General features: G+C 36.5%; 15 protein-coding genes. All 15 read right to left on the bottom strand.

What is annotated here, in order from left to right:
- Positions 1 to 14: 14 nt before the first annotated feature.
- Positions 15 to 896 (bottom strand): UTP--glucose-1-phosphate uridylyltransferase BpsC, encoded by an 882-nt coding sequence (bpsC, locus tag JFU54_RS05585; protein WP_201063902.1) that lies wholly within the window; start codon positions 894 to 896, stop codon positions 15 to 17.
- A 244-nt stretch (positions 897 to 1,140) separates the two neighbouring features.
- Positions 1,141 to 1,908: a tyrosine-protein phosphatase gene (locus JFU54_RS05580; RefSeq protein WP_201063900.1), complete on the bottom strand. Its 768-nt coding sequence runs from the start codon at positions 1,906 to 1,908 to the stop codon at positions 1,141 to 1,143.
- Positions 1,909 to 2,017: 109 nt separating this feature from the next.
- Entirely contained in the window at positions 2,018 to 2,722 is a 705-nt protein-coding gene (locus JFU54_RS05575) for a CpsD/CapB family tyrosine-protein kinase (protein ID WP_201063897.1), read from the bottom strand.
- On the bottom strand, positions 2,712 to 3,455 hold the full coding sequence (locus tag JFU54_RS05570) for a YveK family protein (protein WP_201063896.1): 744 nt from the start codon (positions 3,453 to 3,455) through the stop codon (positions 2,712 to 2,714). The genes JFU54_RS05575 and JFU54_RS05570 overlap by 11 nt, the downstream gene beginning before the upstream one ends.
- Positions 3,456 to 3,729: 274 nt before the next feature.
- Positions 3,730 to 4,407 (bottom strand): CpsD/CapB family tyrosine-protein kinase, encoded by a 678-nt coding sequence (locus JFU54_RS05565; RefSeq protein WP_201063894.1) that lies wholly within the window; start codon positions 4,405 to 4,407, stop codon positions 3,730 to 3,732.
- A gap of 364 nt (positions 4,408 to 4,771) precedes the next feature.
- Positions 4,772 to 5,206, bottom strand: a complete 435-nt coding sequence (fabZ, locus tag JFU54_RS05560) for a 3-hydroxyacyl-ACP dehydratase FabZ (RefSeq protein WP_000931959.1) — start codon at positions 5,204 to 5,206, stop codon at positions 4,772 to 4,774.
- A gap of 417 nt (positions 5,207 to 5,623) precedes the next feature.
- Complete coding sequence (gene mreB, locus JFU54_RS05555) at positions 5,624 to 6,625, bottom strand: rod shape-determining protein (protein ID WP_002130035.1); 1,002 nt, start codon at positions 6,623 to 6,625, stop codon at positions 5,624 to 5,626.
- A 161-nt stretch (positions 6,626 to 6,786) separates the two neighbouring features.
- Positions 6,787 to 7,059 carry a sporulation transcriptional regulator SpoIIID gene (spoIIID, locus tag JFU54_RS05550; RefSeq protein WP_002089714.1) on the bottom strand — a complete coding sequence of 91 codons (273 nt, stop codon included), beginning with the start codon at positions 7,057 to 7,059 and terminating at the stop codon, positions 6,787 to 6,789.
- Positions 7,060 to 7,368: 309 nt separating this feature from the next.
- Positions 7,369 to 7,503, bottom strand: a complete 135-nt coding sequence (locus JFU54_RS05545; protein WP_002016211.1) for a hypothetical protein — start codon at positions 7,501 to 7,503, stop codon at positions 7,369 to 7,371.
- Positions 7,504 to 7,644: 141 nt separating this feature from the next.
- Positions 7,645 to 8,628 (bottom strand): stage II sporulation protein SpoIIQ, encoded by a 984-nt coding sequence (gene spoIIQ, locus JFU54_RS05540; RefSeq protein WP_201063892.1) that lies wholly within the window; start codon positions 8,626 to 8,628, stop codon positions 7,645 to 7,647.
- 161 nt (positions 8,629 to 8,789) lie between these two features.
- Positions 8,790 to 9,497, bottom strand: a complete 708-nt coding sequence (locus JFU54_RS05535; RefSeq protein WP_201063891.1) for an ABC transporter permease — start codon at positions 9,495 to 9,497, stop codon at positions 8,790 to 8,792.
- Positions 9,497 to 10,339, bottom strand: a complete 843-nt coding sequence (locus JFU54_RS05530; RefSeq protein WP_000170829.1) for an ABC transporter ATP-binding protein — start codon at positions 10,337 to 10,339, stop codon at positions 9,497 to 9,499. The genes JFU54_RS05535 and JFU54_RS05530 overlap by 1 nt, the downstream gene beginning before the upstream one ends.
- Before the next feature lie 179 nt (positions 10,340 to 10,518).
- A complete protein-coding gene (locus JFU54_RS05525; RefSeq protein WP_201063889.1) occupies positions 10,519 to 11,526 on the bottom strand; it encodes a LytTR family transcriptional regulator DNA-binding domain-containing protein in 1,008 nt (335 codons plus the stop codon).
- Positions 11,527 to 11,628: 102 nt separating this feature from the next.
- The gene (gene spoIID, locus JFU54_RS05520) at positions 11,629 to 12,648 is read right to left on the bottom strand and encodes a stage II sporulation protein D (RefSeq protein WP_201063887.1); all 1,020 of its coding nucleotides are present in this window, start codon (positions 12,646 to 12,648) and stop codon (positions 11,629 to 11,631) included.
- Between the two features lie 253 nt (positions 12,649 to 12,901).
- Positions 12,902 to 14,206, bottom strand: a complete 1,305-nt coding sequence (murA, locus tag JFU54_RS05515) for a UDP-N-acetylglucosamine 1-carboxyvinyltransferase (RefSeq protein ID WP_002068497.1) — start codon at positions 14,204 to 14,206, stop codon at positions 12,902 to 12,904.
- Positions 14,207 to 14,236 lie beyond the last annotated feature (30 nt).

The raw sequence follows: 14,236 nt of genomic DNA, 5'->3' as shown, positions 1-14,236 counted from the left end.
CCTTTCACCTCACTTTATATGTGTACATTTTCTTTTTTAACAAGATCGTTCATATATCGTATCAATTCATCTTTCAATTCTTCATGCTGAAGCGCCATCTCAATCGTCGTCTTAATAAAACCGAACTTCTCTCCAACATCATAACGAGTTCCTTCAAAATCATACGCAAACACTCGTTGAATTTCATTCAATCGTTGGATTGCATCCGTCAACTGAATCTCTCCACCAGCACCTGTTTGTTGATCCTCAAGAAACATAAAAATCTCTGGCGTTAATACGTAGCGCCCCATAATAGCTAAATTTGATGGTGCTGTACCTTGAGCTGGCTTTTCTACAAATTGACGCACTTGATAACGACGATTATGTTGCTCAACTGGGTCAATAATCCCGTAACGATGCGTTTCATTTTCTGGCACTGTTTGCACACCAATAACCGATGATTGTGTCCCTTCGTATTGATCCATCAATTGACGTAAACATGGTGTTTCTGCTTGGACAATATCATCCCCAAGTAATACCGCAAATGGCTCGTTTCCAATAAATTTACGTGCACACCATACCGCATGACCTAAACCTTTTGGTTCTTTTTGTCTTATGTAGTGAATGTTAATTTTTGAAGCAGCTTGCACCTTTTCAAGTACTTCATGCTTCCCTTTTTCTAAAAGGTTTTGTTCTAATTCAAAAGAGTGATCGAAATGATCTTCAATTGCACGCTTTCCTTTTCCAGTAACAATAATAATATCTTCAATTCCTGATTCTATCGCTTCTTCTACTATGTATTGAATTGTCGGTTTATCGACGATTGGTAACATTTCTTTCGGCATTGCCTTCGTCGCTGGTAAAAATCTTGTCCCAAGACCAGCAGCTGGAATAATCGCTTTTCTTACTTTTTTCAAATCTAGTCCCCCTGCATCCAATAATTTATATGTATAAATAACAAAAACCCTACCTATAGAGTCATAGTTATAACTCCATAGGTAGAGTTTCTAATAGAAATAAATTTATGGGCATCCAACCCAACCTCACGCCATACTCCCGACGACAAGCGTCTAAGGTAGGTTCGAAATAAAAATTTCTACCCACAGCACAACCGAGTGCCCCCGTTGATAACGGTTAGGAGACATCACCAAAGCTCTTCAATTAAAAAATACCAAATAATTTCTTACGACGAATTTGTTCTGGATATTCTTTATAAATTGCTTTTCCACTAATTAATAAATATGGATTTTCCTTCAAATCGCTCATAACGTTCATTCCGAATTCTTTTCCAATTAATTCATAGCTTTCCGCTAAATGGAACCCTCTTGATGTTGTGTTGTGCGCATCTGATGCGATCATGTGCGTTAAATTATGTTCAACGAGTTGTAGTGAGAATTTTTTTATCTTTTTGCCGAAATTCCCTAGCAAGCTACCTGCCGTTACTTGTGTTAATGCACCCTTACTTACAAGGCTGTATAACTTATCTGGCCGCTCGATTAACTCGGCATTGCGTTCTGGATGAACAATAATTGGGATCATCCCTTTAACGCGTAGTTCATATAATAGTTGTTCTGCATAGCGAGGTACGTGATTAGATGGAAATTCAATTAATATGTATTTATCTGTTTCGTTTAAAGTAACAATTTTACCAGCTTCATAGTCTTCTAATAAATCACCATATAACCTGACCTCTTGCCCTGGTAAAATCTTCAATGGAATTTCATTTTGTTGTAGTTCATCATTTAGTTGTTTTACTTGATGAATAATTGAAGTACGTTCATTTGTATATTTCCCGTTTTGATGGTGTGGTGTTGCGACGATTGTATGTATTCCTTCTTGGACAGCCTTTTGTGCCATGGCCAGACTATCTGTTACTGTTTGTGCACCATCATCGATGCCAGGTAAAATGTGACAATGTAAATCAATCATTTGTTTCATCCTCCCTCTCTCATATAAAAATCTTTTTTCCTTTGGATATGAGTTATCTCATATCCAAAGGAAAAAAGGAGATATGTTTTTGCCATATCTCACTTTTTAATTAGTTCGCACCGTAGTAATAATATAAGCCTTGTTCACGTTCACGATCGTTTAGAACAACACCTAACAATTTACCTTTTGCAGATTCTAATAATCCTTTTGCTTTTACCGCTGTTTCCTTTTCTGTCGATTCACTACGAACGACAAGAATGGATGCATCACATACATTCGCCATAATTTGCGCATCTGTTACAGCTAAAATTGGCGGTAAATCAAAAATAACTAAATCGTACATACTATACGCTTGCCCAAGAAGTTCTTTCATCGATTTCGAACCTAACAATTCCGCCGGATTTGGTGGGATTGGACCACACGCTAAAAAGTGTAAATCATCAACTAATGTCGCTTGTACACACTTCTCTAAACGTTCACTATGTGTTAATACATTCGTTAATCCGAAAATATTATCAACTTGGAACATTTGATGCATCGCTGGTTTACGCATATCTGCATCAATTAATAATACTTTCTTTCCTTGTTGAGCGAAAACAACTGCCATATTCGCTGTTGTCGTCGTTTTCCCTTCACTTGGGTTAGCAGACGTTACCATTAACGAATGTAAATTCGTATCAACAGATGCAAATTCGATATTCGTTCGAATATTACGATATTGTTCTGAAATTGGTGATTTCGGTTGTTGATGAGCAATTAATTGACGACGTTGACGATGATTTTGTTTCTTTTTAAATAAACTATTAAGAGCCAATTGTTTGTCCCCTCACTTTTCTTGATGATGGAGCATGTGATTTCACGCTTGCTGTTTTTTCATCCATACGTGCTACAATACCTAACACCGGTAAGCCAAGTAAGCTTTCTACATCTTCTTCTTTTTTCACTGTGTTATCTAAGTATTCTAGTAAGAATGCAAGACCAACTGAGGCCATTAATCCAACAACGAAAGCAATTGCTACGTTTAACATCGGGCGTGGTTTAATTGGAGATTGATTTTCCGCAACTTCTGCTTTTGACAATACAGTTACGTTATCGACATTCATAATTTTAGCAACTTCACCTTTAAATACATCCGCAGTTGCATTTGCAATATCACGAGCTACTTTTGGATCTTTATCCTCAGCTGTAACAGAAATGACCTGTGAATCTTTTTCGTTTGCAACATTAATCTTTCCTGTTAAAGCTTGTGCAGTCATATTTAAATGTAATTTTTCATTCACTTGGTCTAAGACTACTGGACTTTTAATAATGACCTTATATGTATTCGTTAATTGAATATTTGTTTGAATTTCACCAGCTTGAATCATTGCACCCTCTTGCTTTTTCTGGTTAACAAGAATTTGCGTTGAAGATTGGTAGATTGGTGTCATGAAGAAGAAGCTAATGATAGCACTTACAATAGCTGCACCAAAGGCGATTACGAGGATCATTGCTAAACGTTTTTTTAAAATATAAAATAACTCTTTTAAACTAATTGTTTCTTCCATAAGTCCCTCCAACTTTCTAAAATTTGCACATAAGAAAAATTATAACATATAATCTTACATTTTTTTATTTTAGTCATATCTATGTTCTTTTGTTATTTAAAAACATATATAATCTTACAAAATAATCTTAAATATGACAACACATTCCATCAATTTTACAAAATTCCTATTATATCTTTTTTTTGTATAATTCAATATATAATTTTAAAATAATTCAAAAAAACTGGTAAAAACACTTACCAGCTTTAAAAATTACTATTTTACACATTATTTTCTAATAATATCCATATTGTTCTTGTTCTTCTTTTTTATCATTTAAAACGACGCCAAGTAGTTTTCCAGATGCTTTATCTAATATTTGTTTCGCCTTTATCAGTTTATCTTTTTCTGTTTTTTCACTACGAGCTACTAATACAACTCCATCGCATTTGTTTGCAAGTATTTGCGCGTCTGTAACCGCCAGCACAGGAGGCGTATCGATTAGAATGACGTCGAACATCTTATATGCCTCTAAAAGCATTTCGTCCATTTTACGGTATCCTAGTAGTTCTGCAGGGTTTGGCGGAATTGGGCCTGCTGGCATGACATATACATTATCTATATCTGTTTTTTGAATACATTGCATAAACGAAGCCTGTCCTGATAATAAATTTGTTAAACCATTTGGATTGTGAACCGCAAATAAGTTTTGTAATGTCGGCTTACGTAAGTCCGCCCCAATTAACAATACTTTTTTCCCTTGTTGACCGAAAACAACTGCTAGATTAGAAATAGTCGTTGTTTTCCCGTCTCCTGGATCTGCTGAAGTGACAATAATAGAACGAATATGGTTATCTACAGATGTAAATTCAATGTTTGTACGGATATTACGGTATTGTTCTGTAATACGTGATTTAGGCTCTTTATGTGTAATTAATTGTCGTAATGGTTTTCTTTTCTGTCTTCCGAACATGTTCTAGTCTCCTTTTTCAAAATGCGACCTTTTCCCTTTTTCTCTTTTATGCTCGATATGCTACGCCTATTTTTCATTTACTTCTACCGTTAAATTTCCCCATTACTTTCCTCTACAGTTCATCATAACGAATCATAATTACCTTTGTCCTATCTCATAACCTCTATAATGTGACAACGACATCTCTATTTTTGTCGCACTATCATTTATCTTGATTCCAAGATATTTATAGCGTCATTATATACAAACTTCCATTCATTTACAATTAAAATTCTGATTACTCTGCATTTTAATATTTCAAGCAAAAAATATAGTAATTAAAAAAATCCTTCTGCATATTACAGAAGGATTTTTTAATTACTATCTATTCTTTCTTATCACCAATTGCAAATGTAATTTCAGCTTCGCATGCAACTTCACCATCTACTGTTGCGATTGCTTTTCCTTTTCCAATTGGTCCACGTACGCGTGTCATTTCTACTTCTAAACGAAGTTGATCACCTGGGCGTACTTGTTTTTTGAAGCGACAGTTGTCGATGCCTGCGAAGAAAGCAAGTCTCCCGCGGTTTTCTTCTTTCTTTAATACAGCAACTGCCCCAACTTGTGCTAATGCTTCTACAATAAGTACACCAGGCATAACGGCATAATCTGGGAAGTGTCCATTAAAGAACTCCTCGTTTGCAGATACATTTTTAATTCCAACCGCTCTTTTTCCTTCATCTACTTCTAATATTTTATCAACAAGTAAAAATGGATAGCGGTGAGGAATGATTTCTTTAATTTGTTCTATATTTAGCATGTAACAATCGCCCCTTTTGTAATATTGGTCTTACCACTTGGACATATTGTTATTATCCCATTTTGTTTATTATTTGTCATTATAAAGTAAAACTTTACTCTCTATTATAAAAAAATGCACACACTCTATTCCATTAAAATAGTTGCACTTCTCAGCAACTGACACGGAGGTAGAAAAGAGTGTGTGCCCAAATTAGGGAAAGGCAATATGTATTTAAACATTCTTTGCCTTAATGTCGTATTCCGAATCATTATATTACATACGTTTTCAAATAAGAAAACATTAAATTTAACCATATATATGGATATATCACCTTATTTCTTTATTTTCCTCTATTTTTCTTCCGTTTTCGTAAAAAATTAGAATTAAAAAAATCAAAAAAAAAGAACTAAGGTTTTCCCTTAGCTCTTTCTCACTTTATTTCAATGCACGACGTGGTAATTTATCGATATTCTCTAACATAATACCTGTACCAATAGCAACACATTGCATTGGGTTTTCAGCGATTAATACTGGTACCTTTAATTCTTCTGCTAGAAGCATGTCGATACCGTGTAATAAAGCTCCACCGCCTGTTAGAATAACACCGCGGTCGATAATGTCCGCAGATAGTTCTGGTGGTGTGCGCTCTAGTACGCCTTTTGCAGCTTGTACAATGATAGCTGCGTCTTCTTTTAGTGCTTCTGTAATCTCTTCAGAGCATACTGTAATTGTACGTGGTAAACCTGTTACCATGTCACGTCCGCGAATTTCAAGCTCTTCACTACGTGCACCTGGGAATACTGTACCAACTTTAATTTTAATATTTTCTGAAGTACGTTCTCCAATTAATAGCTTATACTTACGTTTAACGTAGTTTAAGATTTCCATATCAAACTTATCGCCAGCCATTTTGATAGAGGAAGAGGTAACAATATCACCCATAGAAAGTACGGCAATATCTGTTGTACCTCCACCAATATCAACAACCATGTTTCCGCTTGGCTGGAAGATTTCCATACCAGCACCAACTGCGGCTACTTTTGGTTCTTCTTCTAAAAATACTGTTTTACCACCTGAACGTTCAGCAGCCTCACGAATTGCTTTTTGTTCTACAGATGTGATATTTGTTGGACAGCAAATTAAAATGCGAGGTTTTGAAAAGAAGCTCTTCACGTCCAATTTGTTAATGAAATACTTTAACATTGCTTCTGTAATTTCGAAATCTGCGATTACACCATCTTTAAGCGGACGAATTGCTACAATATTACCAGGTGTACGTCCCACCATACTTCTTGCTTCTTCACCTACTGCTAATACTTTTCCACTATTACGATCAATTGCCACAACAGATGGCTCATTTAATACAATACCCTTACCTTTAACATGAATTAATACGTTAGCCGTACCTAGGTCAATTCCGATATCTCTCGCAAACATTCCCGTCATTTCCTCCTCGATATTCAAAATCAGGTTACACCCGAATTCTTTTACACCTAATTTCTGATTTTATCATAAATTTAACAGAAACGTAATATTCGCAAAAAGAATTCTTCTGAAAAATATTACCGAATTCACAAGGAATGTTTGCTATTTTAGATTTATTGGCGCACAGGGTTTTCTGTATCTTCTTTTCGGTACTTTTGCTTTGTTGCTTCTCCACCTCTTAAATGACGAATAGACTTATGATAATCAAGAATTTCTTTCACTTCATTTGCCAGCTCTGGATTAATTTCTGGCAAACGTTCTGTTAAATCTTTATGGACTGTACTCTTTGATACCCCAAACTCCTTTGCGATTACACGCACTGTCTTTCTTGTCTCCACGATATACTTGCCAATCTTGATAGTTCTCTCTTTGATGTAATCGTGCACACCACTCGCCTCCCTAAATTGGATGTGAGAAGTGTGAAATGAGACTCGCTGCATACGACTATGAAGTAAATGTGAGTGCTGTTTGTAAGCGTTAAACATTCTTGGATTTATAATGAAATGATTCACGATTTCTCACCTCAAACACTCTCTTTGCATTGGTTTATACCATTGTATTGCCCGCACTACTGATATATGCTACATGTTCACTATTTTTGCGGACTAAGTTAAGAAAAATTACGTTTTTTTGTGAGAAATACGTTAACGATGACAATTATGGCGAAAAAAAGTGACACCTCTTTATAAAAGGTGTCACTCTTCTCTTTCATATTCTTCTTCTAACAACTGATGGTGGGGGACTTCTTTCTTACCGGCAATATAATAATATAAAGCGAATAAAACAAACAATAAAATGATAGCAATCGACAGAACAGATAAAAATGACACAGTATCCCCTCCCTTTTGTAATATATATTCGAGAATCTCGTCATTTTTCCTTGTTATTGCAACTTTTTTCTCGAAATTGATTATTTTTATATGAAAATAAAAAAATCAGCTCTCCTAATGAGAACTGATTTTTTCACTTTATTATTCTTGTGAAGAAGAACCGTTAGATGATTCTGTAGAACCATTCGTTGATTTTTCTTCTTTTTGAGATTTGTCATCTTGTTTGCCGTTCGTCTCTTTATCACTAGTCGAACCGCTTGTCGATTTCTCTTCTTTTTGAGATTTCTCATCTTGTTTGCCGTTCGTCTCTTTATCACTAGTCGAGCCGCTTGTTGATTTCTCTTCTTTTTGAGACTTATCTTCTGGTTTCGTGCTTGTTGACTTTTCTTCTTTTTGAGATTTGTCATCAGCTTTTTTACCAGAAGCATTTGTCGCCTTTGCAGCACCTGCATCAGCTTTAATTTCTGCTACTGATTTATTTAAATAACGCTCAGGGTTCACAGCCACATTGTCTTTACGTACTTCAAAGTGAACGTAAGAACCTGCATCTTTATTCATTGCATTTAGACCTGATTTTCCTAACACTTCACCTTGCGCGACTCTTGCACCTTTTTCTACTTTCACACTGCCTAAGCTTTGATAAGATGCTGCTACACCATTTCCACTATCTACTGTTACAACATAACCAAGAAGTGAATCTTTTTCAGCTTTCGTTACTGTACCACTTAAAGCAGCTGTAACATCAAATTCTTTTCCGTTTTTCGCAACAATGTCAATTCCTTTATTCGGGGAATATGTGTTGTTATAAAAGACAAGTGCTTTTTCTTGTTCCGCCTCTGATGCTGCATCTTCATAGAATTTCTTCTGTACTACTACTTCTGCATTTGCTGCAGTTGGCATTTTCACTACTTCTGAAGATTTTGTTACTGGTACTGCCGGATCTTCCGTTTGTGTATACGGTGTTGCTTGATCTTGGTTCGGAGCTTTCTTTGGATTAGCTCCCTGGAACCATAGCGCAACCATTAAGATTACCGCTGCACAAGCAATGTATAGTGCCGGAAACACCCATCTTTTTTGAAATAAATGTACTACTTTTTGCGACTTTTTACTATTTCTTCCTCGCATTCCATCATCACCTCAGCAATCATTTTGAACAATATTCACTCATCCTATACAACCTATAACTAATTACTTTTCGACAAAATCTGTAAAAATATGTATAGGAATTACAAAATTTCCGAGGAAATGATAGAAAAAGGAAAAAACTGAGCGTTTCAGCTCAGTTTTTAGTCCATTTGTTTCTTTCTATAAATGAAGAGCGTAATAACAAGTACTGCGACTAACCAAATAGTTATATTCAATAAATTACTAGCAATTGCACTAAAACCTTCACCTTTTATAATACTGCTAACGGCAAGACCGATATGACGAGTTGGTAAATAATCAATTATCTTTGTAACAACCTCATTCTTCACAAACATTCCAATTAAATCACCCAAAAGAAATGTCATTAATATTGGCAATCCAATTGTTGAGGTTTGTGGCACATTTTGAGCCAATAATCCGATACAAGTGCCAATGAGATTAAATATTAGCATTCCAAGAACAAAGATGAGTAATAATAATGCAAAATTACCTTCTAATTTACCTAAAATAAGTAGATTAATAAAACAAATTGCAACTGTAATCAGACCTGTTAATGAACTTTTACCAATTAATACTTCAATTGCTGATGCTGGTGATAGCATAAGAACACGAAGCGTATTTTTTTCCTTTTCTTCAGCGATGAGCATTGCCTGTACAAAACCTCCGACCATAACTAACGCCATCGCAGTTAATGTACCTGCCCCAACTTCTCTAAAGTTATCTGCGCGACTAAATAGTATTGCAAAGAAAACCGGCATTGCCATCATAATTAAAGTTTGTGAATTCGTTTTAAAATCCTGTAACTCTTTCCGAAAAATAGCTGAAAATCGTCTCATTGAAAATGTCATTATAATCCCCTCCCAGTAACTTCAATAAAGATATCGCCTAGCGTTGGTTCGTGTGAATGAATCGATAGTAATTCGCCCTTTTTCATCCATTCTGAAATACGTTTTGCACCTAATTCGTCTTTTTGCACGACTTCTTTTTGCTTATCTTTTAATACGACTTGTATTTGATCTTTCGCGTATTGTAAGCGAAGGTTTTCTGGTGTATCAAGCGCTACAATTTCTCCGCCGCATAGAAAGGCGATGCGGTTACACAGTGTTTCTGCTTCGTCCATATTATGAGTCGTTAAGAAAATCGTCGTTCCTTCTTTATTTAAGTCTTTTAAGATTTTATGAATGTTTTGTACGTTAACTGGATCGAGTGCAGATGTTGGTTCGTCTAAGAAGAGGATATCTGGTTTATGAAGGATTGCTCTCGCTAATGTGACGCGCTGCTTCATTCCTTTTGATAATTTTTTCACTTGTGTTTTTTTATCATCCAATAAGTTCACTTGTGCTAGCACTTCATCGATTCGTTCTTTTTTACAATCGTATAAGTCACAAAATAGTAGTAAGTTATCATAGATGCTAAGTCTTTCGTATAGGCCGCTGTTGTCTGTTAAAATACCAATTCGCTTGTAATCGATACTACTTGGACCTGTAATGTCTTTACCTAACACTCTTACAGTTCCAACGCTATGAAGCAATTGAGAAGTTAAAATCTTTACTGTTGTTGTTTTCCCAGATCCACTCGGTCCGAGGAATCCAAAGATTTCTCCTTGCTTCACCTCAATATTTACATTTCGAAGGGCCGTTTTTCCATCGAAACTTTTCATTACATCTTTCATTTCAATTGCCAATGTCATTTCGTCATCCCCTTTGTTTTTCTTTTTATAGATGAAAGTCGCTTTAGCGCTTTTCGTTTGTTTGTTTCGCTTTTCTTGACTCAATCATATGAAAAACAAAGGGTAGGCGCAGTAAAATACCGGTAAAAGGAGTATTTTTACTGGTGAATGAATCGTATTTTGAGCTTATTGGAGCATTTTTATAGCCCAATTACACCTTTTAACTCATCCATTCGTCCTTTTGAAAGCGGGATTGAACTTTTTCTTTCGTCATCCAAAATTAAACTAAAGCTATTACGTGTCCACGTAATGACTTCTCGTACTCTTTGTAAATTAACGAGGTACGAGCGATGACATCTAAAGAATCCGAATCCTGTTAATCTCGTTTCTAGTTCACTTAATGTTAATGCGCATACGAAGTCACCTTCGCGCACATGAATATGTGTCACTCCATTTTGCGTTTCAATGAAATGGATCTCCATCGGATCCAGTAAAATGATTTTATCGTTCACTTTCGCTGGTATTCTTTCCAGTTTCATTTGCGGAATCATTTGAACTACTTTTTCTTCATCGACTTCTTCAACTTCCTCTTGCTCTATTTCTATCTTTTTCACACCATCGTTGTTTAATATGTACACATCTTCTGTCAGCGAAAGGGCATCTGATAAAAAGGAGGACGTAATAAAGATTGCCTTCCCTTGCTCTTTCATTTTCATAATCGCTTTTCGAATAATGATCGTACTCTCTGTATCGACATTTTGCTCTGGCTCTTCTAAAATAACTAAATCCGGATTATGAATCATAACTCGCCCAAGATGAAGACGGCGTTTCTCTGAAAATGATAGTTTTTCTATTTTAACGTTCAACTTATCTAGGAGACCGACATATTGTACTACTTCTTCCATACTCATGTTAGATTCATAAAGCCCTAATATAAACTTGAAGTACTCCCTCACCTTCAAACGATCGTATGCTTCATCTTTCAAAAAACAAAAACCAATGCGGGAATAATTCTTCTTTCCAATCGCTTTGCCTTCAAATAGTACATTCCCAGTCGAAGCTGCTTCTTCACCGATAATGATGCGGTGCAACACTTTAGCTGTATGGTTATTACACTGCAAAACAACACATTGTCCCTTCTCAACCTCTAGCTCAATTGCCGGTAACTGGTTCGTCTTCCCTAACTGTTTCAACTCCAGTAGCGCCATTTCGTCTCCCCCAAATGTTTTTATCCTATTATACCAAACAATTAATGGAAAATTATGATATTTTAAACAAAAAAGAAGTAGGTATCAGGAAACCCCTGACACCTACTTCTTCACCATCAATTTTCCTTCATAATCATTCATCGTCTTTATTTCAATGCCTTTATAGTAATGAGCGACTATCTCTGTATATTTCTTACCTTCCGCTGCCATACCATTCGCACCGTACTGGCTCATACCGACGCCGTGACCGAATCCTTTCGTTGTAACGGTGATGTTATCCCCTTCTTGTTTCCACGTAAAGTCTGAGGAGCGTAAATCTAACTTTTCACGAACTTGTTTTCCTGTTAATGTTTTCCCTTGGAACTCTACATCCTTTACTCGCTTTCCTTCCGTAAGGTCTTTAATATTACCAACCTTTCCGTTTGCTAGTACTTTCACACCGAGACGTTTTTGAAAATCATCTACTGTGAATTTTTGCTCACTCGTAAATTTTGGAGAGGCTTGATCCCACGGACTATCTACGCTTTTCAAGTACGGATAATCATTTCCCCAATAATCAGCTGCATTTTCTGTTCGTCCGTTACTCGTTGAGAAGAAGGATGCTGAAATTGGTTTTCCATCATACGTTAAAACTTGTCCTGCGGTTTTCGAAACGGCTTCCTCAATTTTCTTTAAATTATTTTCATAGTTATTACCCCATTGTTTCTTCAATTCCTCTTTGCTTTTGTACACTTGATCTTTCACTGTATCTGTCACGTCCGCATTGTTTTTCTTACCACCGCTTAGCATACGCTGCACTACAAATGTTCTTGCTGCTAATGCCTGCGCCTTTAGCGCCTCTATTTCAAAGCTGGCATTCATCTCAGAAGCTACTACACCGGCCACATACTCCTCCATAGGTAATGTTTCTACCTTCTTCTGCTGATCACGATATACAGCAACTTGAACCGCTGTATCCACTTTCCCTGGAGCTGGTATACTTTCTATCGCTGGAGGAGTTTTAGAAGCTGCTTCTTCCCCTACTTTTGCTTTCGCAAACGGAATAACAAGAGCAGCAGGTACAATGATAACGAGCGCTATTAAGAGCGCTACTGTAATGAAAAGTGGCTTTGAAAATTTCATCCTATTCCCCCAATATAAAGTTGGATTCCTTTCATTCTTATGGAAATACGGGATCTTTTAGAACATACTTGGGGGTATCGATATAAAGTGAAACTATAATCAGTGGGGTTTTACTGACCGCAAATAGTGGAATAAAACAAAAATTTTCTAAATATTTTCACTGAGACGTGCATAAGTATGGAATTTATTGACTATAACAGTAATAACCCAAAAAAAATAGCCCCTATGTCAAAAGACATAGAGACTACTTCAATTAAGCGTGAAGATCAGAAACTTCTTGTTCTTTCACTTCTTCTACTTTTTCGTTTACACGTTCAATAGTTGCACCTAATGCAGCTAATTTCTTATGGAAATCTACATAACCACGGTCAAGATGTTTTAACTCTGTTACACGAGTATAACCTTCTGATACTAAACCAGCTAAGATTAATGCTGCTGCAGCACGTAAATCAGTTGCGCCAACTTCAGCTCCTTGCAAGCTACTTGGACCGTTCATAATTACAGAACGACCTTCGATTTTAATATCAGCATTCATACGACGGAATTCTTCAACGTGCATAAAGCGGTTTTCGAATACCGTTTCTGTAATCATACTTGTTCCATCAGCATGTAGTAATAATGCCATCATTTGTGATTGCATGTCTGTTGGGAAACCTGGATGAGGCATAGTTTTAATATCAACCGCTTTTAACTTATCTGGGCCGATAACACGTACACCTTCATTTTCCTCAATAATTTTAACACCCATTTCTTCCATTTTCGCTGTAATTGAGCGTAAATGTTCAGGCACAGCATTTTCAATTAAGATGTCTCCACCTGTAATTGCCGCTGCAACCATGAATGTTCCTGCTTCAATACGGTCAGGAATAATAGGGTGGTTTGCACCATATAATTTTTCAACGCCTTCAATACGAATCGTTCCAGTTCCAGCTCCGCGTACTTTCGCTCCCATTGCATTTAAGAAGTTAGCTAAGTCAACGATTTCTGGCTCTTTCGCTGCGTTTTCAAGGACTGTTGTCCCTTTTGCTAATGTAGCTGCAGACATAATGTTTTCTGTCGCGCCTACGCTTGGGAAGTCTAAATAAATTTTAGCTCCTTTTAGTTCGCCCTCTACGTGTGCCTCAACAAATCCGTTACCAACTTTTACTTTCGCTCCCATTGCTTCGAAGCCTTTTAAATGTTGGTCAATTGGACGTGAACCAATTGCACATCCACCAGGAAGTGCAATACGAGCACGACCGTTACGTGCTAATAATGGTCCCATTACTTGAACAGATGCACGCATCTTACGTACATACTCAAATGGTGCTTCAATGTTTAATTCTTTAGAAGAATCGATTGTTACTTGGTTATTTTCAAATACGACTTCAGCATTTAAATGACGTAATACCTCGTTAATTGTGTATACATCAGATAATACTGGTACTTCAGATAGTACATTCTTTCCGTCACTCGCTAATAGGGCTGCAGCGATTATAGGTAATACAGCATTTTTTGCGCCCTCAACACGCACTGTGCCGCTTAACCGCTTTCCGCCACGGACGATGATCTTTTCCAAATTATTCCCCTCCGTGTCCTTTTTTCAGTA

This window comes from Bacillus sp. TH19 (assembly GCF_016651075.1).
Classification (GTDB): domain Bacteria; phylum Bacillota; class Bacilli; order Bacillales; family Bacillaceae_G; genus Bacillus_A; species Bacillus_A mycoides.
The sequence above is the reverse complement of the archived record's forward strand: the minus strand, read 5'-3'. Positions and strand labels throughout refer to the sequence as shown.

Coding starts and splice junctions, on each gene's coding strand:
- JFU54_RS05525 (WP_201063889.1), bottom strand. CDS start 11,526: ATGGCGCTACTGGAGTTGAAACAGTTAGGGAAGACGAACCAGTTACCG.
- JFU54_RS05580 (WP_201063900.1), bottom strand. CDS start 1,908: ATGATTGATTTACATTGTCACATTTTACCTGGCATCGATGATGGTGCA.
- JFU54_RS05565 (WP_201063894.1), bottom strand. CDS start 4,407: ATGTTCGGAAGACAGAAAAGAAAACCATTACGACAATTAATTACACAT.
- fabZ (WP_000931959.1), bottom strand. CDS start 5,206: ATGCTAAATATAGAACAAATTAAAGAAATCATTCCTCACCGCTATCCA.
- spoIID (WP_201063887.1), bottom strand. CDS start 12,648: ATGAAATTTTCAAAGCCACTTTTCATTACAGTAGCGCTCTTAATAGCG.
- mreB (WP_002130035.1), bottom strand. CDS start 6,625: ATGTTTGCGAGAGATATCGGAATTGACCTAGGTACGGCTAACGTATTA.
- JFU54_RS05570 (WP_201063896.1), bottom strand. CDS start 3,455: ATGGAAGAAACAATTAGTTTAAAAGAGTTATTTTATATTTTAAAAAAA.
- spoIIQ (WP_201063892.1), bottom strand. CDS start 8,628: ATGCGAGGAAGAAATAGTAAAAAGTCGCAAAAAGTAGTACATTTATTT.
- JFU54_RS05535 (WP_201063891.1), bottom strand. CDS start 9,497: ATGACATTTTCAATGAGACGATTTTCAGCTATTTTTCGGAAAGAGTTA.
- JFU54_RS05530 (WP_000170829.1), bottom strand. CDS start 10,339: ATGACATTGGCAATTGAAATGAAAGATGTAATGAAAAGTTTCGATGGA.